Raw genomic sequence first — 18,841 nt, 5'->3', positions numbered from 1 at the left:
CGTTTCAAGTCAAAGGCTTGGCGCTTCGTCCTCACACGGACATTCAGGATTTCACGAGCGCAATCAGCAGCCCGTCATAGCCCTTGTCGCCCACCGTCTGCAGCGCCGTGGCGTCCACGCGCGGCTCGGCGGCGATCAGTTCGGCCAGCCGCCGCACCCCCTGCACCGAGGCGTCGCCGTTCTCGTCGATCACCGCCCCGGCGCGCACGACGTTGTCGACGATGATCAGTCCGCCCGGCCGTGTCATCTGCAGCGCCCAGCGGAAATAGTCCGGGTTCGACGGCTTGTCGGCGTCGATGAAGGTCAGGTCCAGCGGCGGCCCGCCCTCGGCCGCCAGCACGGGCAAGAGATCGATCCCCGCCCCGGTCCGCACTTCGGCGACCGCCTCAAGCCCCGCAAACGCCAGGTTCCCGCGCGCCACCTCCGCATGGTGCGGATCGATCTCCAGGCTGACCAGCCGGCCGCCCTCCGGCAATGCCCTCGCCAGCCAGATGGTGCTGTAGCCGCCCAGCGTGCCGACCTCGAGAATGCGCCTTGCCCCGATCGACCGCGCCAGCAGGTTCAGCAACTTCCCCTGGTTCGGCGCCACGGCGATGGCCGGCAGCCCCGCCCCCCGGCTGGCCGCCAGCGCATGATCGAGGGCGGCGTCGTTGGCGCCGAGGCTGTCGTTGAAATAGCCGTCGACGGCGGTCCACAGGGGCTGGGTCATGTCGCACTGTCCTTCTTCAAGAAGTCCGCCGTCGCCTCGATGGCCTCGACCAGACCGACCCGCTGGATCTCCACCCCTTCGGGCAGGCCCGCGAACAGCCGTGTCGGCGAGGCCGGGTCCAGCATGACGAACACCCCCTTGTCGTCCGCCCGGCGGATCAGCCGACCGAAGGCCTGGGCGATGCGGTTGCGGGCCACGGCGTCGTCATAGCCCTTGCCGCCAAACCGCGCCCGGCGGGCCTTGTGCAGGATGTCGGGCCGGGGCCAGGGCGCGCGGTCGAAGACCAGCAGGCGAAGGGATCGGCCCGGCACGTCCACCCCGTCGCGCACCGCGTCGGTGCCGAGCAGGCAGCTGTCCTCCTCGGCCCGGAAGATGTCGACCAGCCCGCCGACCTCGATCGGATCGACGTGCTGGGCGTAGAGGGCCAGCCCCTTGTCGGCCAGGGGCGCGGCGATCTTCTCATGCACCGCCCGCAGGCGCCGGATGGCGGTGAACAGTCCCACCCCGCCGCCGCCGGCCGCCAGGAACAGCTCTCGCATGGCGGCGGCCACCTGCCTCGCATCGTCCTTGGCGACGTCGGTGACCACGAAGGCCCGCGCCTGGTTGGCGTAGTCGAAGGGCGAGGCCAGGCGGATGGTCTTGGGCCGCTCGGGCAGCCGCGCCCCGCCGGTCCGCATCTCGGCCAGGGCGAACGGATCCTCCGACGACGGATCGGTCAGGGTGGCGCTGGTCACCAGCACCCCGTGGGCCGGGGCCAGCACGGCGGCGGTCAGGGGTTCGGTCGGATCAACCCAATGGCGGCGGCTGGAGGCGTCGACCACCCGGCCATACAGGAAGGTCGCGTCGAACCAGTCGACGAAGTCGGGATCGTCCTCGGCGTCCTCCTCGATGGCCTTCAGCATCGAGCGCCAGGCCGGCAGGGTCATCCGCGCCCGCCGGTCCAGCCCGCGCAGGGCGCCCTCGATCCGCGCCCGCTCGCTGGGGCCGAGCTCGTCCGCCTCGTCGTCGAGCAGGTCTTCCAGATGCCGCGCCAGGGCCAGCAACGGCGCCTCGACGCTCGCCAGCGCCGAGGCGGCGTCGGCCGCCGTCTCACGCACCCGGTCGATGGCCGGCCGGGCCTGGCACTCCATGCCGATGTCGGCCGCGCCGGCGTTGCGCTCGCTGTTGCGGGCCCGCAGTTGCTCCAGCACCGCGGCCAGGAAGTTCTCCACCGGCCCGATCGGATTGATCTCGCCGTTCGGCGGCGCGATCCGCCCGGACCACCCCTCGCCCGGCAGCACCGCCGCCGCCCGGGTCACATCGTGCAGCGCCCGTCTTGGCTCCTCCCGGTCGCCGATCACGTCGAGCAGGCGGTGCTCCAGCCCCCTGCCCCGCCGCCCGCGCGATTCCGGCCCGCGGATCCAGCGCCGCAGCTCGGCCGCCTCCGCCCCGCTCAACGCCGCCGAAAAGGCGGAGTCGGCGGCGTCGAACAGGTGGTGACCCTCGTCGAAGACGATGCGTCTGAGCTGCGCCGTCTCGACATCCGTCTTGCCGCCCCGCGCCCGCCGCGCCCCATCGAACGCCGCCTGGGTCAGCACCAGCGCATGGTTGGCGATGACCAGATCAGCCCGCCGACTGCCCCGGATGGCTTTCTCCACATAGCAGGCGCGGTAGTGGGCGCAGGCGGCATGCACGCACTCGCCCCGCCGATCGACGAGGTTGGCCGCGCTGGCCTGGGCCGAGGGCGGCACCGCGAACAGCGCCGGCAGCCAGCCGGGGAAATCGCCGCCGGTCATGTCGCCGTCCCGCGTCTTGCGCACCCAGCGCGCCGCCAGGCCCATGCCGATGACATCGCCGTTGCCCAGCTGGGCGGTCTGCACCTGTTCCTGGAAGTTCAGCAGGCAGAGGTAGTTCTCCCGCCCCTTGCGCACCACCGCCTTGCGGGCCCGAACGGCGGGGTCGGGATAGATGGAGGCGCTCTCCCGCTCGATCTGTCGCTGCAGGGCGCGGGTGTAGGTGCTGATCCACACCGCCGGCCCGTTCTCCTCGGCCCACAACGAGGCCGGCGCCAAATAGCCCAGCGTCTTGCCAACCCCGGTCCCGGCCTCGGCCAGCACCATGCGCGGCTCGCCCTCCTTGTCGCGGGGTGAGAAGGCGTAGGCGGTCTCGGCCGCGAACACCGCCTGCATCGGCCGCGCCTCGTCCAGACCCGAGCGTTGCAGCAACAGGGTCAGCCGCGCCTCGGCCGCCTGCGGCGTCACCGTGCGGGAGCCCGGCTGCCCGGGCGGCGCCTCGTCCTCCCATTCGGACACCCTCGCCCAGACATCCAGCCCGGACCCGCGCCGCCCCGCCTCGCCGACGGTGCGGCTGCGCAGGGCGTTAATCACCGCCGGCCCCCAGGCCCAGCCGGCCCGGTCCATGGTCTCGGCCAGATTCAGCGCCTCTTCCCGCGACGGCCAGGGCGCCGTCTCCAGGTCGCGCAGCAGGAGCTCACAGGCCTCGCGCAGGGTCGTCGCCTGCTCCACGGCCCCCTTCGGTTCGGTCAATCCGAGCGCCTGCGACAGCCCCACCGCCGACGGGGCCGCGAAGGTCGCCGGCTTGACGAAGGCGAACAGCTCCAGGGCGTCGAACACCCCCCGCGCCCGGGGCGGCGTGTTCAGCCCCAGCCGCTTGGCGGTCATCCCGGCATGCACCACCAGCACCGGCCCAGCTTCGGCCAGGTCCCGCGCCGCCGGCGGCCGCAGCTCCCGCGCCCCACTGCCATCGGCTACGGCGCAACGCGGCCCCGGCAGCACGATCAGGGCCGGCGCAAGATTGAGGCTGGAGGTGACGGCGTTCACCCCGTTTCCCTAGTCCGATCCGCCCCGAAACGAAAGGGGAACGACCACAGAGGTATCAGAGTTGATCGACGAACCGCACGCCCTTGCCGCGATTGGACTCGACGACGAAGGCCCGCAGCGCCTCACTCTTCGCCAGAGCCTGCGAAATGTCGCCGACGAACACCACGTCCAGCCGATAGTTGGTGAACTTCTGGATCATCAGCCCTGCCATCCGGCTGGCCAGGCTCAGGAACTCCGGATGCAGCCGCTCGACCGGGATGGCCACTGCCTCGGCCCCCATCGACAGGGCGTCGCCGATCAGGTCGGTCGCGTCCCGCTCGCTGCCCAACGGCGGCCCTTCGGCCGGAACCATCAGCACTTTCGCCTCACCGATCGTCCGCACGTCCATCGTCATCCTCCTGTCGCGGCAGGTTAGCACAGGCCCTCGAAACAGAACGGGAACATGCTATATCGGCCGGGATGACCGCCGCCGCGCTTCCCGCGCTCCTTCCCGACCGCTTCGAAGCCTGGTTCGCCGGACGGGGCTGGGCGCCGCGTCAGCACCAGCTGGACATGGTCAAGGCCGGCGAGGACGAGGCCCACGCCCTGCTCATCGCCCCGACCGGCGGCGGCAAGACCCTGGCCGGCTTCCTGCCCAGCCTGATCGAACTGTCGCACCGACCGCCGCCCAATACCCCGCGCGGGGTTCACACCCTCTACATCTCGCCGCTCAAGGCCCTGGCGGTCGATGTCGAGCGCAACCTGATGACCCCCATCGCCCAGATGGGACTGAACATCACCGCCGAGTCGCGCACCGGCGACACCGGCGAGGCCCGAAAAGCACGCCAGCGGGTCAAGCCGCCGGACATCCTGCTGACCACGCCCGAGCAGCTGGCCCTGTTCTGCGCCTGGGAAGGGGCGCGGCGGTATTTCGAGGACCTGCGCTGCGTTATCATTGACGAAATCCACAGCCTCTGGCCTCAGAAGCGCGGCGACCTGCTGGCCCTCGACATCGCCCGGCTGCAGCAGTTCGCCCCGACCATGCGCCGCGTCGGCCTCTCTGCGACGGTCGATGATCCGGACATGATCCGGCGTTGGCTCAGTCCCGCCGGCGGCGAGGATGCAGACCCCGCACAGGCCGTCCGCCTGGTCCGTGGCCCGCCCGGCCCCCTGCCCCAGGTCGATGTCCTGATTTCCGAAGGCCGCGTCCCCTGGGCCGGCCATACGGCCCAGCATGCGATGGCCGACGTCTACGAGGTCATCAAGCGCCACAGGACCTCGCTGATCTTCGTCAACACCCGCTTCCAGGCCGAGTTCGCCTTCCAGGAGCTGTGGAAGCTCAATGACGAGGGCCTGCCCATCGCCCTGCACCACGGCAGCCTGGCCGCCGAACAGCGCCGCAAGGTCGAGGCCGCCATGGCCCGGGGCGACCTCAGGGCCGTGGTCTGCACCTCCACCCTCGACCTCGGCATCGACTGGGGCGACGTCGACCTGGTCATCCAGCTGGCCGCGCCCAAGGGCGCCTCGCGGATGGTCCAGCGGATCGGCCGGGCCAACCACCGGCTCGACGAGCCGTCGAAAGCCATCTTCGTGCCGGCCAACCGCTTCGAGGTCCTCGAATGCCACGCGGCCCGCGAGGCCATCGCCGAAAACGCCTTCGACGCTGAACCGCCCCGCATCGGCGCCCTCGATGTCCTGGCGCAGCATGTCATGGGCTGCGCCGTCTCCGAGCCCTTCGACCTCCTAGCCCTCTACGACGAGGTCCGAACCGCCGGCCCCTACCGCGAGCTGACCTGGGAAGACTTCGAACAGGTGGTCGAGTTCGTCTCCACCGGCGGCTACGCCCTGCGCACCTACGACCGCTTCCGCCGGATCGTGAAGGGCCAGGACGGCCTCTGGCGCGTGCGCGACGCCCAGACCGCCCAGCGCCACCGGATGAATGTCGGGGCCATCGTTTCCCCGGCCGTCCTTAACATCCGGCTGGCCGGGCGGCGCGGCACGGTCGGCCGCAAGATCGGCGAGGTCGAGGAGGGCTACCTCGAGATGCTGGAGCCCGGCGATACCTTCATCTTCGCTGGCGGCGTCTGGCGACTGCAGGGCGTCACCTCGACCGACGCCTTGGTCACGCCGGCCCCGAATGACGATCCCAAGCTGCCAAGCTGGGGCGGCAGCAAGTTCGCCATCTCCACCTTCCTGGCCGCCAAGGTGCGCCGGATGATGAGCGATCCGGAAACCTGGAAGGCCCTGCCCACCGACGTCTGCGAATGGCTGACCGTTCAGCAGGACAAGTCGATGATCCCGACGCCCGAGCAGATGTTGCTGGAGACCTTCGCCCGCGGAAAACGCCACTTCCTGGTCATCTACCCGTTCGAGGGGCGGCTTGCGCACACCACCCTGGCCATGCTGCTGACCAAGCGCCTCGACCGCCTGCGCGTCGGACCGCTGGGCTTCGTGGTCAACGACTACGCCTTGGCCATCTGGTCTCTGAAACCGATGGATGACCTCGATTTCGACTCACTGTTCGATCAGGACATGCTGGGAGACGACCTCGAGGCCTGGCTGGACGAGAGCTTCATGATGAAGCGGGCGTTCAAGGGCTGCGCCCTGATCGCCGGCCTCATCGAACGGCGCATGCCCGGCGCCGAAAAAACCGGGCGCCAGGTGACCTTTTCGACTGATCTGATCTACGACGTGCTGCGCCGCCATCAACCCGACCACCTGCTGCTGCGCACCGCGCGGATCGACGCCGCCAGCGGCATGATCGACGTCGCCCGCGTCGGCCACATGCTGGAGCGCATCCGCGGCCAGATCCTGCATTCTCGGCTCGACCACCTGTCGCCCTTCGCCGTGCCGATCCTGCTGGAGATCGGCAAGGAGAGGGTCGGTGGCGATACGGCCGACATGATCCTGGCCGAGGCGGCCGAGGACCTGATCGCGGAGGCCCTGTCGTGAACGCCCAGGCCCTGCGCGACCGATTCTTCGCCATGAGCCCCTGCGGCGGCGTCGCCATGGCCATCCACGGCCACCCGCTGGTCATGCGCCACAGCGGCGCCCTGTGGCTGCCCGGCGAGCGGACGCTGGTCGTCGCCGACCTGCACTTCGAAAAGGGCAGCGCCTACGCGTCACGCGGCCAGCTGCTGCCGCCCTATGACACCGTCGAGACCCTCGCCCGGCTGGAGGCCGAGGTCGCCGCCACGACGCCGGCCACGCTGGTCTTCCTCGGCGACAGCTTCCACGACGGCCAGGCCGAGGCCCGCCTCGCCCCCATGGTCGCCGAGCGCATCGCCGCCCTCGCCGCCGGCCGCACCCTGATCTGGGCGGTCGGCAACCATGACGAAGATGGGCCGAGCGCCCTCCCCGGCGAGCTGGCCGACGAACTCAGCGTCGGAACCCTCATTCTCCGCCACGAACCGCGGGGAGGACGCCAGCCCGGCGAGATCGCCGGCCACCTCCACCCCTGCGCCCGTCTGGTCGGGAGAGGCCGCGCGGTGCGCCGCCGATGCTTCGCCACCGATGGTGAGCGGGTCATCCTGCCGGCCTTCGGGGCCTATGCGGGGGGTCTCAATATTCGCGACAAGGCCTATGCCGGGATGTTCAGCGGCGCGCCGCTGGCCGTGGCGCTGGGCAGGGACAAGGCCCACCCGCTCAGCTGGGCGATGCTCGGCGGCGACTGATTTACTGCGCGTAGATCGCCAGCGACGAGGAACTCTGGGCGTCCATCTGGCCGGTGACCGGCAGGCCCTTGTCCTTCTGGTAGGCCTTCAGGGCGCCTTCCAGCGCCGGCGAGGCCTTGCCGTCCTGGGGACCCTGGTAGTAGCCGAGCCGTGACAGGGCTCGCTGGGCCTGGGCGGACGTGCCGACCGCGTGCGCGGCCGCCATCAGCCTGGCCGCCGGGGTCGGGGCGGCGACACGGTAGCCGCTGGCGGCCCGTTCGGCGCCGGTGCGGGCGGCGGGCGGCAGGCTGTCGCGCAGACGCTGGGCGCTGGCCCTGGCTTCGGCGTCACCGGCCCGGCCGGCGATCAGGTACCATTTGTAGGCCTCGGCGCTGTTCGGGGGGACGCCCGAGCCGATCTCGTAGAGCTTGCCCAGATTGTACTGGCTGTCGGTCAGGCCGAGGTCGGCGGCGCGTCGGAACCACTCGGCGGCACGCTTTTGATTGGTGGGCCCGCCGGTGCCCTCGAAATAGTAGAGGCCGAGATTGTGCATGGCCTTGCGCTCACCGCCCTGGGCGGCGCGTTCGGTCCAGTTGCGGGCCTGGGCCGCATCCTTGGCCAACCCGCCCTCGCCGTTCTCGTACAGCTTGGCGAGATAGAACTGGGCCGGGGCGTAGCCCTGGTTGGCGGACTTGCGCAGGGCGTCGAGGCCGCCGGCCTGGCGGGCTTCGATCTTGCGGACCGCGTCGCCGAACAGACCGGCGGCGGTCAACGGCGGGTTGGCGGCCGGCGGCGCCGGAACCGCGGTCGGCTGTGGGACTGTAGCCGCTTCCGGATCGACGACGTCCGGCGCCAGGGCCAGGGCCACACGCGGAGCGGTGGTCAGGCCCGGCGTCGTGTCCGCTTCGGCCGTCAGGATTTCCCGGCTGTCGGCTTCCTTGATCTTCAGGCTCTGGGCGATGCGATCGCCCACGTCGCCGGCCTTGCCGCCGCTCTGGAGCACATAGCCGGTGGTCGCGATGCCGCCGCAGGCCAGGACGGCGGTGATGGCCAGGGCCGTGGTCAGGGCCGAGCTGGCCTGCTTCTTCGCCGGCTTAGGCCGGCTGCCGAACAGACCCTTGCGGGCCGGCTTGGCGGCGGCCGGGGCGCTGGCGGCGCCGCCGGCGTTGCGGGCGGCGGCGCGAGCCTGCTCGATGACCTCGCGCGTGCTCAGGGGGCGGCTGGGCTCGGCGTCGAACACGGGGGCCGGAGCGGCCTCGAATTCAGGCTCCCCGTTGTCGTCATCGAGGGCCACGAATTCGTCGGCGGCGTCGAAGTCGGCGTCGGAGAAGGCGGCCGGGCCGGTGTCGCGGCTGGGGAAATCATCGTCGAAGCCCGGTTCCGCCGGCCCCAGCGTGGCGGCGGCGAACGACGGGGACTCGAAGCCGCGCGGCGCGAAGGCGTCGTCCGGGATGGCCTGACCCCGGGTCGGGAAGGGATCGGGCGCGAAGGGGTCCATGCCGGCCGGTCCGGGGCGGCGAACCGTCGGAGCCGGGGCCGGCGCGGGGACGGCGGCGGTGACCGAATCGGCGATGCGCCGCGTGGCGCTGGTCATCGAGGCGTCGATCTTCTCGCGCGCCTCGTCGAGCAGCCGGGCCGTGCGCTCCTCGCTCTGACGGATGCGTTCAGCCAGATCGGTGGAGACCCGCTCCTGGCGCTGGCTGATCCGCTCGGTGACCCGGGCGACCTGCTCGCCGACATCGTCGATGGCCTGGGCGCTGCGGCGCTCGCTGTTGGCGATGCGCTCGCTCAGTCGCTCGGTGATGCGGGCGATCTCGACGCCGAGGCGCTCCAGCGCCTGGGCCTGACTTCCGTCATTGTGGGCCAACCGTTGCTCGACCAATCCTGCGATCCGCGACACTTCACTGCCGACGTTCTCGACGGCCTGGGCGCTGCGTCCCTCGACCGACTGCACCCGGCGGCTGAGATTGTCGGCCATGCTGACCATCTCCCGGCCCATCCGCTCGATGGCCATGGCCGAGCGTTGCTCGGCGGCATGGACGTGGGCGGTCATTTCTCCCAGCTTCTGCTCGACCCGGCCGAAGCCGCCATCGGAGGACCGGCGCAGCTGCTCGGCCATCTCCTGGCGCACCTGCTCCAGGCGGGCGTTGAGGCCATGCGACAGGGTCTGCAGGGCGGCGGTGTTGTCGGCCCCCTCCACCTTGCGCAAGCGCCCGTCCAGCTTGACGAAGCTGTAGCCGAGGTCGCGGATGGCCTCTTTCGTCTGCGTCTCGGCGGCCTCGAGACGGCCGAGAACCCGGGCGGCGACTTCCTCGGCCAGGGCGGCGGAGTCCGGCGCGGCCCCACCGGCTTCCAGGGCGGCGACCTTGGCTTCCAGGGCGGCGATGGCCTCGCGGCTGCGGGCCTCGGTGTCGTAGACGGCGCTGGCCACCTTGCCGACGGACCCCTCCAGGGCCCGCAGCGCCTCGGCCGAGCGGGGCCCGGTCGATTCCGCCTCGATGCGGCGCAGGCGCTCGATGGCGCGCGACTGTTCGGTGCGGATTTCGTCGACGGCGCCTTCAAAGCGGGCGGCCACCGAGATATGCTCCCGCTCGGCCCCTTCCAGACGGCTCAGCGCGCCGCGCACCGACTGGTCGATGCCGGTGATGGCCAGGGTCGAGCGCTGCTCGGCGGCCTCGATGCGGCTGGTCAGCCGTTCGATGGCGTCGGTAACCTTGCCGACCTCGTCGGCCGGATGGTGCACGGCTTCGAGCCGGGCCGGGGCGTCCGGGCGGGGATGCGGGATGACGGAGGGATCGGCGGTTTCGATGTCCGTATCGGGCGCCTCGCCCTCGACGATCATGTGGTTCAGCCACTCGCCCAGAGTCATGCCGGAGCGGCGCGCGAGATCCTTCGCGATCTCCCTCGCTTTGGGGTCGATACCCTTAACGCTCCAGGGCGCCCCCGCCGTCATACGAATCGTTCTCCCGGCACTTAGGCTCGGACGCTAGCCAGCGAGCCCTTGTGTGTAAACGCGAGGTTAACGCTATATCTTGCGTTGCCCGCGATATCCTGTGGACGGATGGCCGCGCCGCCCGTTTCGGGACCAACTTCGCGCCGGTTAGGGTTAAAAAGACCTTTCCAGATCAGCCGCTGTGGCCCGCAAACCCCGCCCCGCGCTGAAACACCGCGCCCCACTTGTGCGACCGGACGGCGGGTTCCATCTGGGCCGCATGACGATGACCGTGACCCTGATCGTGCTGGCGACGCTGGCGGCCCTCACCGCCTTCGCCGGCTGGCGGGGCGCGCAGCCCCCGAACCTGGTGAAGGGTCCGCGGATGATTCCCTGGCGACCGCTGATGATCGTCTTCGCGACCGGCGTGGTGATGACCGGCGCCCACCTGGCCGCCCTGCTCGGCCTCATGGCTGGCCGCTAGAAACCTAGTCCTTCTTCGAACGCCCCATCATCCCGGCCATGCCGCCCGACGACAACAGGCCGATGTCCGCCAGCAGGAACGGCACCTGCCATTTGTGCGGACAGGCCATGTAGCGGGGTCGCCAGAGCGGGTCGTACTTCTCCTTGTACCGCCGCACGCCGCGGAAATTGTAAAAGTCCTCGCCCCGCTCGAAGAGCAGCCGGCCGACCCGGCTGAGGATCGGGGCCAGCGGCCGGTCCTCGAGGCCGGCCAGCGGCGCGACCCCGAAATCGAAGGCCAGGTAGCCCTGCTCGCGGCCCCAGGTCATCAGCTCGACGAACAGGAAGTCCATGATGTTCTTGGGGGCCTCGGCGCCGTAGCGCATCAGGTCCATCGACAGGCTGGACTTGGCGGCCGTCGGCCACAGGGTGGCGAAGGCGACGATCCGGCCCGCGACCCGGACCAGGGCGACGGGGAACTCCTCGACGTAGCGGGGAATGAAGCCGCCCAGGCTGAAGGCCTTCTCGCCGCCCGCGTGGTCGGCCAGCCAGGCGTCGGAGATGCGCTCCAGCTCGTCCATCGGCGCCGCGCCGGGGGGGACCACCTCGAAGGTCGCGCCGCTCTCGCCGGCCTTGCGCCAGTTGCGGCGCAGGACCTCGCGTCGGCGACCGGCCAGGGAGAAATCGGCCAGCGGCACCCGGGCGCTTTCCCCGGTCTTCTGGATGAAGAAGCCCAGTTCAATGACCTCGACGAGGTCCTCGGGCTCCAGGCCATAGATGCAGGGCCTCGCCGCGTGGGCGTCGGCCATCTCGCGGAACCGCCAGAAGAGCTCCATGTGCTCGTCGCGGCGGCCCACCGGCGGACCCATGGCCACCCAGCTGCGGCCCCGCACCCCGAACATCATGAAGGTCTCACCGCTGGTCGAGAACAGGAACCGCTTGTCGCCCAGCAGGGCCAGGTTGGACTCCGGCTCGGCGCTCTCGGCCTTGGCCAGGATGGCGCGGACGCGGGCGAAGTCGGGATCGTCCTCACCGGCGACGGCAGGCGTCGCGGGGGTGGCGAACAGGCGCCAGACGCCGATGCCGAGCAGCAGCACGCCCGCCCCGATCGAGCTGCGGATGGCGCGCTCGACATCGGCGTCGAACATCATCCGCCAGACCTGTCGGTCGCCGTAGTCGGCATTGCTGAACGACCACCAGCCGAGCAGGCCCGCGCCCGCCACGGCGGCGGCGGCCGACAGCAGCCAGCCGGGGGTGATCTCCATGCGGGTCAGCCGCGCGGTGCGGTCGAAGGCGGCGCGGAAGGGCGCGACCACGAGCAGCAGCACCACCAGGATGCCGGTCTCCTCGAGGTTCACCCCCTTCAGCGGGGCCAGCAGCGCCGCCACCAGCAGGCAGGCGACCGTCGCCGCCCAGGCCGCGCCGAGCCGGGCCCTCAATCCAAACGCCAGCAGCACCAGGAACAGGCCCAGCATCGAGGAGGCGAAGTGGCTGGCGTCGATGACCGCCGGCTCGCTCATCCGCAGCAGGAAGCTCAATCGCTCGGGATCGGTCGGCGTCGCGCCGGAGGCCAGCAGCAGCCAGCCGCCAAACAACGCCGCCGCCGCCGACAGGGTCGGGGCGATGGCAAGGGCGGCGGAGCGGATCTCTGAGGTGCGCATGAACCCCGCAGGCTTAGCGGGTGTCGCCCCCTGTGGGCTAGTCGCTGAAGACCGGGGACCGCTTTTCCATGTTGGCCATCACCGCCTCGATGTTGCCGGGCGAGCCGATCAGCGCCCCCTGCTCGACGCTCTCGGCCAGCAGGATCGCATGCTGGTCGCCATCGGCCATCAGGTTCAGCAGCCGCTTGTTGCCGCGAATGGCGGCCGGGTTCTTCCCGGCGATCTCACGCGCCGCCGCCAGCGCCTCGGCCCTCGGATCGGCGCAGACGCGGGTGGCGATGCCCAGGGTGAAGGCTTCCTCGCCGGTGAAGATGCGCCCCGTATAGGTCAGGTCCCGCGCCACATCGTCCCGGACCAGCCCGCGCAGCAGGGCGATCCCGGCCATGTCGGGCACCAGGCCCCACTTGATCTCCAGCACCGCCATCTTCGTATCGGGGGCCACGAAGCGCATGTCGGCCCCCAGGGTCAGCTGAAAGCCGCCGCCCAGCGCCACCCCATGCACAGCGGCGATCACCGGCACGGGAATGTCGCGCCAGATCATCACCGCGTTCTGGGCCCGGTTGGCGCCGCTCTCGGTGCGCGGGGTATCGACCAGGCCGGCCCCGCCGCTGCGCTCGCCGGACGCCATCTTGCCGAAATTGCCCATGTCCAGCCCGGCGCAGAAGCCCCGGCCCTCGCCCGACAGCACCACGGCCCGCACGCCTTTCTCGGTCTTCAGCCGCTCGCCGGCCGCGATCAGGGCGGCGAACATGGCGTCGTCCAGGGCGTTCATCTTGTCGGTGCGGACCAGGCGCACATCGGCGACGCCGTCCTGGATGTCGATGGTGACGCGATCGTTGGCGGGTTCGGTCATGGCTTCCTCCTGTTGGCCGCAGACTGGCGAGGTTCCGCAGCGGTGGGCAAGAGGCGAAAAGACTACCGCTTCACCGCCAGCCAGATCACATGGCTGGCCTTGCGCCGCCCTGGCCCGGCCTTGACCTTCAGCTCCTCGACCACGAACCCCGCCGAGCGCACCCGCCTGCTGAACACCGCGTGCGGCGCCGAGGACCACACCGCCAGCACCCCGCCTGGCTTCAAGGCCGCCCGCGCCGCCGCCAGACCGGCCACATCATAGAGGCTGTCATTCGCCCGCCGGGTCAGCCCCTCCGGCCCGTTGTCGACGTCGAGCAGGATGGCGTCCCACACCGCCTCGCCGCGGATCTGATCGCGCACGTCGCCGACCGCGAGGCTCACCCGGGGATCGTCCAGGCATCCGCCGTACACTGCCGCCATCGGACCCCGCGCCCAGTCGACCACCTCGGGCGCCAGTTCGCCGACGACGATCCGCGTCTCCTTCGGCCAGGCCGCCAGCGCCGCCCGCAGGGTGAACCCCATCCCGAGGCCGCCGATCAGCACCCGCTGCCCGGGCCGCCCGGCCAGCCGCTCCGCCGTCAACCCGGCCAGCGCCTGCTCGGAGCCGCTCAGCCGGCTGTTCATCAGCTCGATGCCGCCCTCGGCCATGATCGAGAACTCCTGGCCCCGCTGCATCAGACGCAGGGTGCCGCCGCCGCCGGGCATGGTTGCGGTGGAGAGGTGAAGCCAGGGGATCATGGCCGTCCTATAGGGCCCGCGCGGCCATCCGAAAAGCACCGCCCGCCGAACAATTTTCGGCAAGTTTTCGGGGCTGCCAAAGCGCCACCAGCCAATATTTCTTGCATTTACCGCTTGAAAAACGCACCCTGTCGCCTCGCACGTCGGCCCGGCTCTTCGGATCGATGACCTGAAAACGACTTCGTTTCGCCGGCTGGACCTTCTGTTTTTCTGGCGCGTTACGATGATGGCGTGAGGTTTCACCCTCCCGCCCGCTGCCACATCCCTCTCAAGGACCCTGATGAAAAACGCCCTGGGCGATACTTTCGCCGACCGCCAGAAGACCGCCGCCGAAGCCAAGGCCGCCCTGCTCGCCCGATTCAAGCCCAAGCCCACCGTCACCGACCCGGCCCTGAAACCCCGCGCCGAGAAGAAGGCCGAGGAACTGGCCCGCGTTCGCGAAGAACGCACCGCCGAGAAGGCCGCCAAGAAGCAGGCCCAGGCCGATGCCGCCGCCGACGCCGAAGCCGCCCGCCTCGCCGACGAGGCCGCCGCCCTCGACGCCAAGCGCGGCGAGCGCAAGGAACGCAAGGCCCTGACCAAGGCCGAGGCCCAGGCCGCCCGCGACGCCAAGTACGCCGCCCGCAAGGCCCGCCGCTAGGCCGCTTGCGGCCCTCCCCCGGGGCGCCACCGGAACTTCACTTGCCTTCCTCGGTTCGGGTGCTACTTGGCGATGAGGGGGCTATCTCGCCCCCGGAAAAGTAACCGCCACATCCGGCCGGGGGGCCCCATGCGCAACACCACCAGATCCATCCTGCTCGCCTGCGCCGTGACGCTGGCCGGCGCCTCGCTCAGCGCCTGCGTGACGCCGGTGCCGTTCAAGGTGCCGCTGGCCACCGGGGCCCGCGACGCCATCACCTCGACCGAGGTCGTCGCGCCGGTCAAGCAGAGCGAGATCTACGTCTATGTCGCCCCGGTCAGCACCGGCGGCCAGGGCGGTCTGATCGGGGCGCTGGTCGCCGCCGGCATCGACGCCGCCTCGACCGAAGCGGCCCAGAAGGCCGTGCAGCCGGCCCGCGACTCGATCGTCGACTACGACTTCGACGCCCGCCTGAAGGCCGACCTGCAGACCCAGCTTAGCGGCGTCAGCTTCCTCAAGGTCGACGGCGTGCGGGTGTCCAAGGACGCCTTCCAGCCCGGCCTCGACAAGGCCATCGCCGACTCCAAGGCCAGCGCCGTGCTGATCACCGTCGCCGACTACCAGTTCTCGACCGACGCCGCCTCGGTGACCGTCACCCTGGCCGCCGACCTCTACGCCAACAGCGCCGCCCTGACGCCCTTCAAGCCGACGGCCACGGCCAACGCCAAGGTCCCGTCCTACGGCGGCAATGCGATCTACCGCAACACCTTCACCTACAGCCAGCTGCTGCCGGCCCCGACCACCGTCCGGGACACCAACATCCGCATGTGGGCCGCCGACAACGGCAAGGCCATCCGCGAGGCCCTCGACGCCGGTTCCGCCGCCGTCGCCGGCAAGCTGGCCACCGACATCCAGCGCGCGCCGCCGCCTGTCGCCGCCAAGTAAGCAACCGATCAATGGCCAGGGCCTGCCGGTCCTGGCCATTTTTCTAGCCATCGCTGGATTTGCCATGACCCTTCGCTCCGCCCTGATCGCCGGACCGCTGGCGCTGCTGCTCGCCGTGGCCAGCCCGGCCGGCGTCGCCCTCGCCGCCCCACCCGTTCCGTTCGACATCAACGCCACGGTCGGCCCGCCCGCCCCGACGCCGCCCCGGCCCGGCAAGGTCCCGCCCTGCCGGCTGTACATCGCCGGCGTCGAGGACCGGCGCGCGGATCCGACCAGCATGGGCTACATGGAATCCCGGATGGTGCTGTCGTCCGACGCCCCCGGCTGGGTGCGCTCGGGCCTGGTCACCCTGCAGGGCGACGCCCGCTGGGCCCTCGCCGACAAGGCCGAGACCGCCGACCTCGTCCTCAACGTCGAGATCCTCAAGAGCTACATCTTCGCCGTCAGCACCAGCAAGGCGGCCAGCGTCGTCCTGCGCGTGCGCTACAGCCATGCCGGCGGCGAACTGGGCCAGAACATCTACCGCGGCGGCAAGGAAGCCGTGAACTGGGCGGGGACGAAGAGTGAAACCTCGGGCCTCCTGAACCAGGCGCTGCTGGAGGCGGTGACCCTGATGCAGGGCGATCTGGCCAAGGGCTGCTCGGCGGCGAAGGCGCCCAGGCCGCAGTAGGCTACCCCAACCCATCCTCCCGGCTGAACCAGGCCGTCACCGTCATCCCCTCGCCCGGCGCCGTCTCGATCTCCACCCGCGCCTTGGCGTTCTGGCGCAGCGACTGCACGATCAGGTTGCTCAGCTTGCCCGGCCGCGGCCAGACCACGCCCGGGGCCAGCCCCACCCCGTCGTCGGCCACCACCACCCGGCAGCCGTCCTCGTCGACCAGGCATTTCAGGGTAATCGTCCCGCCGTCCCGCCCGGCGAAGGCGTGCTTCAGCGCATTGGTCAGCAGCTCGTTGACCACCAGCCCGGTCGGCATGGCCACATTGATCGACACCGGCCAGCTGTCGACCTGCAGGTTCAGGTGGATGCCCTCCACCGCATGGGCCTGCATCACCGACGAGGCGATCCCCGACAGAAAGGCGCCCAGGTCGACGGTGTCGCCCGCCCCCTCCCCCGACAGCGAGCGATAGAGCAGCCCCATGGCCTCGATCCGCCCGGCCAGCCGGTCGAAGCGGTCGTCGCGCGGCCGGCCGGCATCGGCCTCGGAGACATTGCGCGCCTCGATGCGGATCAGGGCGGTGACCATCTGCAGGTTGTTGGCCACCCGGTGCTGCAGCTCGCGCAACAGGGTGTCCTTCTCCTGGATGCGCAGTTCATAGGCGGTGAGGTCGACCTCGCCTCGCCCGTCGGCCCCGACCAGGGCGATCAGCCGGAACACCGCCTCGCCGCTCTCGTCCTCGATCAGGTTGCTCCACACATCGACCGAGCCCACCGCCCCGGCCGGCTCGAAGGCGAAGACGCCCAGATAGTCGCTCTCGGCCGTCACCGCCTCGGCCAGCGCCCGCCCGTCCCGCGTCGCCGTCCCGGCCAGCGCCGACCACGGCCGGTCCTCCAGATCGGCGGCCGCCAGCCCGGTCAGCCGCTCGAACTCGACATTGGCGTAACAGATGCGCTCGTCCGGCCGCAGGTCGGCCACGGCGATGGCGATCGGCACCTGGTCGAGGAACTGCCGGAATCGGTCGGATTCGAGAACCTGCGCCAGGTCCGGAGACGCGAGCAGGCCGGTGGGGTCGTCCTGGTCGGTCATGGGCGGAACTCTACGCGGGCGGCGTTCGGCGCAAAGGGCCAACGGCGGGGAGGCTTCTATAGCGCGGTCGGGCGCGGGGTGCGAGAGCCCCGGGCCGCGGCCAATTTCCCCGCACAACGGTCGCCGAAAGCCCTTGACCCGGCCTTCGCCGCGCGGCCTCCTGTTCCCGAACCGGGGGAACAGCCATCATGATCAGACGTCTCGCCATCGGCCTCGCCGCCACGCTCGGCCTCAGCGCCTGCGGCGCCGCGAAACCGCCCGCCACCACCGAGGTCACCGGCCCGGACGCCATCGCCGTCGGCCGCTACATCGTGCTCACGGGCGGCTGCAACGACTGCCACACCCCCGGCTACGCCCCCTCCGGCGGCAAGACCCCGGGCGAGGCCCAGTGGCTGACCGGCAACCCGGTCGGCTATCGCGGCCCCTGGGGCGTGACCTACGCCAGCAACCTGCGGCTGACGGTGCAGGCCATGTCGAAGGACCAGTTCGTCGCCATGCTGGGCGCCCGCCAGGGCCTGCCGCCCATGCCCTGGCCCAGCGTCCACGCCATGACCCCGGCCAACAAGGCCGCCCTCTACGACTACATCAAGTCCCTAGGCCCCGGCGGCGGCCCCGCCCCGGCCAACGTCCCCCCCGGCCAGGAACCGACGACGCCCTACGAAAACATGATGCCCTTCGGCCCCGACGGAAAACCCCTCCCCCCACCCCCGGGCGCCCCCCACTAGATCCGCCGCCTCCCTGTCATCCTTCGGTCGCGCAGCGATCCGGAGGACCCACCCGTCCGCCACGCGCCTGGCGTCTGGACAACCTGCTTCGCCCTCGGGGCCACCCCGAACGCCAGCCGGTTCCGCCCCAACGGTGGGTCCTCCGGATTGGGCTCCGCCCAACCGAAGGATGACAGGGGGAAAGCGAATGAAGGCCTGACTCGCCAGCGGCGCCCCAAACCCTGTCATCCTTCGGTCGCGCAGCGATCCGGAGGACCCACCCGTCCGCCACGCGCCTGGCGTCTGGACAACCGGCTTCGTCCGCGGGGCCACCCCGAACGCCAGCCGGTTCCGCCCCAACGGTGGGTCCTCCGGATTGGGCTCCGCCCAACCGAAGGATGACAGGGGGAAAGCGAATGAAGGCCTGACTCGCCAGCGACACCCCCAACCCTGTCATCCTTCGGTCGCGCAGCGATCCGGAGGACCCACCCGTCCGCCACGCGCCTGGCGTCTGGACAACCTGCTTCGTCCGCGGGGCCACCCCGAACGCCAGCCGGTTCCGCCCCAACGGTGGATCCTCCGGATTGGGCTCCGCCCAACCGAAGGATGACATGGAGATGAAGGCCTGACCCGCCAGCGACAACCCAAACCCTGTCATCCTTCGGTCGCGCAGCGATCCGGAGGACCCACCCGTCCGCCACGCGCCTGGCGTCTGGACAACCTGCTTCGTCCGCGGGGCCACCCCGAACGCCAGCCGGTTCCGCCCCAACGGTGGGTCCTCCGGATTGGGCTCCGCCCAACCGAAGGATGACAGGCGGATGAAGGCCTGGCTCGCCAGCGACACCCCCAACCCTGTCATCCTTCGGTCGCGCAGCGATCCGGAGGACCCACCCGTCCGCCACGCGCCTGGCGTCTGGACAACCGGCTTCGTCCGCGGGGCCACCCCGAACGCCAGCCGGTTCCGCCCCAACGGTGGGTCCTCCGGATTGGGCTCCGCCCAACCGAAGGATGACAGGAGAATGA

Annotated in this window: 15 protein-coding genes; 7 read left to right on the top strand and 8 right to left on the bottom strand. The window is 70.8% G+C overall.

Annotation, left to right across the window (positions count from 1 at the left end; all coding sequences use genetic code 11):
- Positions 1–43 precede the first annotated feature (43 nt).
- Genes O5I81_RS09460 through O5I81_RS09450 form a run of 3 tightly spaced genes read right to left on the bottom strand, consistent with a single transcriptional unit; the run spans position 44 to position 3,916 of the window.
- Positions 44–709, bottom strand: coding sequence for an O-methyltransferase (locus O5I81_RS09460; RefSeq protein WP_271068695.1), 666 nt, complete (start codon positions 707–709; stop codon positions 44–46).
- Positions 706–3,528, bottom strand: coding sequence for an ATP-dependent DNA helicase (locus O5I81_RS09455; protein WP_271068694.1), 2,823 nt, complete (start codon positions 3,526–3,528; stop codon positions 706–708). The genes O5I81_RS09460 and O5I81_RS09455 overlap by 4 nt, the downstream gene beginning before the upstream one ends.
- Positions 3,529–3,583: 55 nt before the next feature.
- A complete protein-coding gene (locus tag O5I81_RS09450) occupies positions 3,584–3,916 on the bottom strand; it encodes a DUF4180 domain-containing protein (protein ID WP_271068693.1) in 333 nt (110 codons plus the stop codon).
- A gap of 71 nt (positions 3,917–3,987) precedes the next feature.
- Here O5I81_RS09450 and O5I81_RS09445 point away from each other — a divergent pair, with 71 nt between their 5' ends.
- Both O5I81_RS09445 and pdeM read left to right on the top strand, forming a co-directional pair.
- Positions 3,988–6,459, top strand: coding sequence for a ligase-associated DNA damage response DEXH box helicase (locus O5I81_RS09445; RefSeq protein ID WP_271068692.1), 2,472 nt, complete (start codon positions 3,988–3,990; stop codon positions 6,457–6,459).
- A 32-nt stretch (positions 6,460–6,491) separates the two neighbouring features.
- A complete protein-coding gene (gene pdeM, locus O5I81_RS09440) occupies positions 6,492–7,181 on the top strand; it encodes a ligase-associated DNA damage response endonuclease PdeM (RefSeq protein ID WP_271069015.1) in 690 nt (229 codons plus the stop codon).
- Position 7,182: 1 nt separating this feature from the next.
- On the opposite strand, the gene O5I81_RS09435 is transcribed toward pdeM, so the two are convergent.
- Entirely contained in the window at positions 7,183–10,029 is a 2,847-nt protein-coding gene (locus O5I81_RS09435; RefSeq protein ID WP_271068691.1) for a peptidoglycan-binding protein, read from the bottom strand.
- A 349-nt stretch (positions 10,030–10,378) separates the two neighbouring features.
- Here O5I81_RS09435 and O5I81_RS09430 point away from each other — a divergent pair, with 349 nt between their 5' ends.
- A complete protein-coding gene (locus O5I81_RS09430) occupies positions 10,379–10,576 on the top strand; it encodes a hypothetical protein (protein ID WP_271068690.1) in 198 nt (65 codons plus the stop codon).
- A gap of 4 nt (positions 10,577–10,580) precedes the next feature.
- On the opposite strand, the gene O5I81_RS09425 is transcribed toward O5I81_RS09430, so the two are convergent.
- The 3 genes from O5I81_RS09425 to O5I81_RS09415 form a co-directional block, all read right to left on the bottom strand.
- The gene (locus tag O5I81_RS09425; RefSeq protein ID WP_271068689.1) at positions 10,581–12,215 is read right to left on the bottom strand and encodes a phosphatidylglycerol lysyltransferase domain-containing protein; all 1,635 of its coding nucleotides are present in this window, start codon (positions 12,213–12,215) and stop codon (positions 10,581–10,583) included.
- A 37-nt stretch (positions 12,216–12,252) separates the two neighbouring features.
- Positions 12,253–13,068, bottom strand: coding sequence for a crotonase/enoyl-CoA hydratase family protein (locus O5I81_RS09420; protein ID WP_271068688.1), 816 nt, complete (start codon positions 13,066–13,068; stop codon positions 12,253–12,255).
- A gap of 62 nt (positions 13,069–13,130) precedes the next feature.
- Complete coding sequence (locus O5I81_RS09415) at positions 13,131–13,805, bottom strand: spermidine synthase (RefSeq protein ID WP_271068687.1); 675 nt, start codon at positions 13,803–13,805, stop codon at positions 13,131–13,133.
- Positions 13,806–14,085: 280 nt separating this feature from the next.
- Between O5I81_RS09415 and O5I81_RS09410 the strand changes: the two genes are divergently transcribed.
- The 3 genes from O5I81_RS09410 (at position 14,086) to O5I81_RS09400 (ending at position 16,039) form a co-directional block, all read left to right on the top strand.
- Positions 14,086–14,445: a DUF6481 family protein gene (locus tag O5I81_RS09410; RefSeq protein WP_271068686.1), complete on the top strand. Its 360-nt coding sequence runs from the start codon at positions 14,086–14,088 to the stop codon at positions 14,443–14,445.
- Positions 14,446–14,574: 129 nt separating this feature from the next.
- Positions 14,575–15,369 (top strand): hypothetical protein, encoded by a 795-nt coding sequence (locus O5I81_RS09405; protein ID WP_271068685.1) that lies wholly within the window; start codon positions 14,575–14,577, stop codon positions 15,367–15,369.
- 64 nt (positions 15,370–15,433) lie between these two features.
- Positions 15,434–16,039, top strand: a complete 606-nt coding sequence (locus O5I81_RS09400; RefSeq protein WP_271068684.1) for a hypothetical protein — start codon at positions 15,434–15,436, stop codon at positions 16,037–16,039.
- 1 nt (position 16,040) lies between these two features.
- On the opposite strand, the gene O5I81_RS09395 is transcribed toward O5I81_RS09400, so the two are convergent.
- Positions 16,041–17,114 carry a histidine kinase dimerization/phosphoacceptor domain -containing protein gene (locus O5I81_RS09395; RefSeq protein ID WP_271068683.1) on the bottom strand — a complete coding sequence of 358 codons (1,074 nt, stop codon included), beginning with the start codon at positions 17,112–17,114 and terminating at the stop codon, positions 16,041–16,043.
- Positions 17,115–17,302: 188 nt separating this feature from the next.
- On the opposite strand from O5I81_RS09395, the gene O5I81_RS09390 reads away from it, so the two are divergent.
- Positions 17,303–17,839 carry a cytochrome C gene (locus O5I81_RS09390; RefSeq protein WP_271068682.1) on the top strand — a complete coding sequence of 179 codons (537 nt, stop codon included), beginning with the start codon at positions 17,303–17,305 and terminating at the stop codon, positions 17,837–17,839.
- The last annotated feature ends 1,002 nt before the right edge of the window (positions 17,840–18,841 follow it).

The sequence above is a fragment of the Caulobacter sp. NIBR1757 genome (assembly GCF_027912495.1).
Taxonomy (GTDB): domain Bacteria; phylum Pseudomonadota; class Alphaproteobacteria; order Caulobacterales; family Caulobacteraceae; genus Caulobacter.
The sequence above is the reverse complement of the archived record's forward strand: the minus strand, read 5'-3'. Positions and strand labels throughout refer to the sequence as shown.

What these genes read in the sequence shown, in the direction of transcription:
- O5I81_RS09460 (WP_271068695.1), bottom strand. Translation starts at nt 709, where the DNA reads ATGACCCAGCCCCTGTGGACCGCCGTCGACGGCTATTTCAACGACAGC.
- O5I81_RS09450 (WP_271068693.1), bottom strand. Translation starts at nt 3,916, where the DNA reads ATGGACGTGCGGACGATCGGTGAGGCGAAAGTGCTGATGGTTCCGGCC.
- O5I81_RS09445 (WP_271068692.1), top strand. Translation starts at nt 3,988, where the DNA reads ATGACCGCCGCCGCGCTTCCCGCGCTCCTTCCCGACCGCTTCGAAGCC.
- pdeM (WP_271069015.1), top strand. Translation starts at nt 6,492, where the DNA reads ATGAGCCCCTGCGGCGGCGTCGCCATGGCCATCCACGGCCACCCGCTG.
- O5I81_RS09435 (WP_271068691.1), bottom strand. Translation starts at nt 10,029, where the DNA reads ATGACTCTGGGCGAGTGGCTGAACCACATGATCGTCGAGGGCGAGGCG.
- O5I81_RS09430 (WP_271068690.1), top strand. Translation starts at nt 10,379, where the DNA reads ATGACCGTGACCCTGATCGTGCTGGCGACGCTGGCGGCCCTCACCGCC.
- O5I81_RS09425 (WP_271068689.1), bottom strand. Translation starts at nt 12,215, where the DNA reads ATGCGCACCTCAGAGATCCGCTCCGCCGCCCTTGCCATCGCCCCGACC.
- O5I81_RS09420 (WP_271068688.1), bottom strand. Translation starts at nt 13,068, where the DNA reads ATGACCGAACCCGCCAACGATCGCGTCACCATCGACATCCAGGACGGC.
- O5I81_RS09415 (WP_271068687.1), bottom strand. Translation starts at nt 13,805, where the DNA reads ATGATCCCCTGGCTTCACCTCTCCACCGCAACCATGCCCGGCGGCGGC.
- O5I81_RS09410 (WP_271068686.1), top strand. Translation starts at nt 14,086, where the DNA reads ATGAAAAACGCCCTGGGCGATACTTTCGCCGACCGCCAGAAGACCGCC.
- O5I81_RS09405 (WP_271068685.1), top strand. Translation starts at nt 14,575, where the DNA reads ATGCGCAACACCACCAGATCCATCCTGCTCGCCTGCGCCGTGACGCTG.
- O5I81_RS09400 (WP_271068684.1), top strand. Translation starts at nt 15,434, where the DNA reads ATGACCCTTCGCTCCGCCCTGATCGCCGGACCGCTGGCGCTGCTGCTC.
- O5I81_RS09395 (WP_271068683.1), bottom strand. Translation starts at nt 17,114, where the DNA reads ATGACCGACCAGGACGACCCCACCGGCCTGCTCGCGTCTCCGGACCTG.
- O5I81_RS09390 (WP_271068682.1), top strand. Translation starts at nt 17,303, where the DNA reads ATGATCAGACGTCTCGCCATCGGCCTCGCCGCCACGCTCGGCCTCAGC.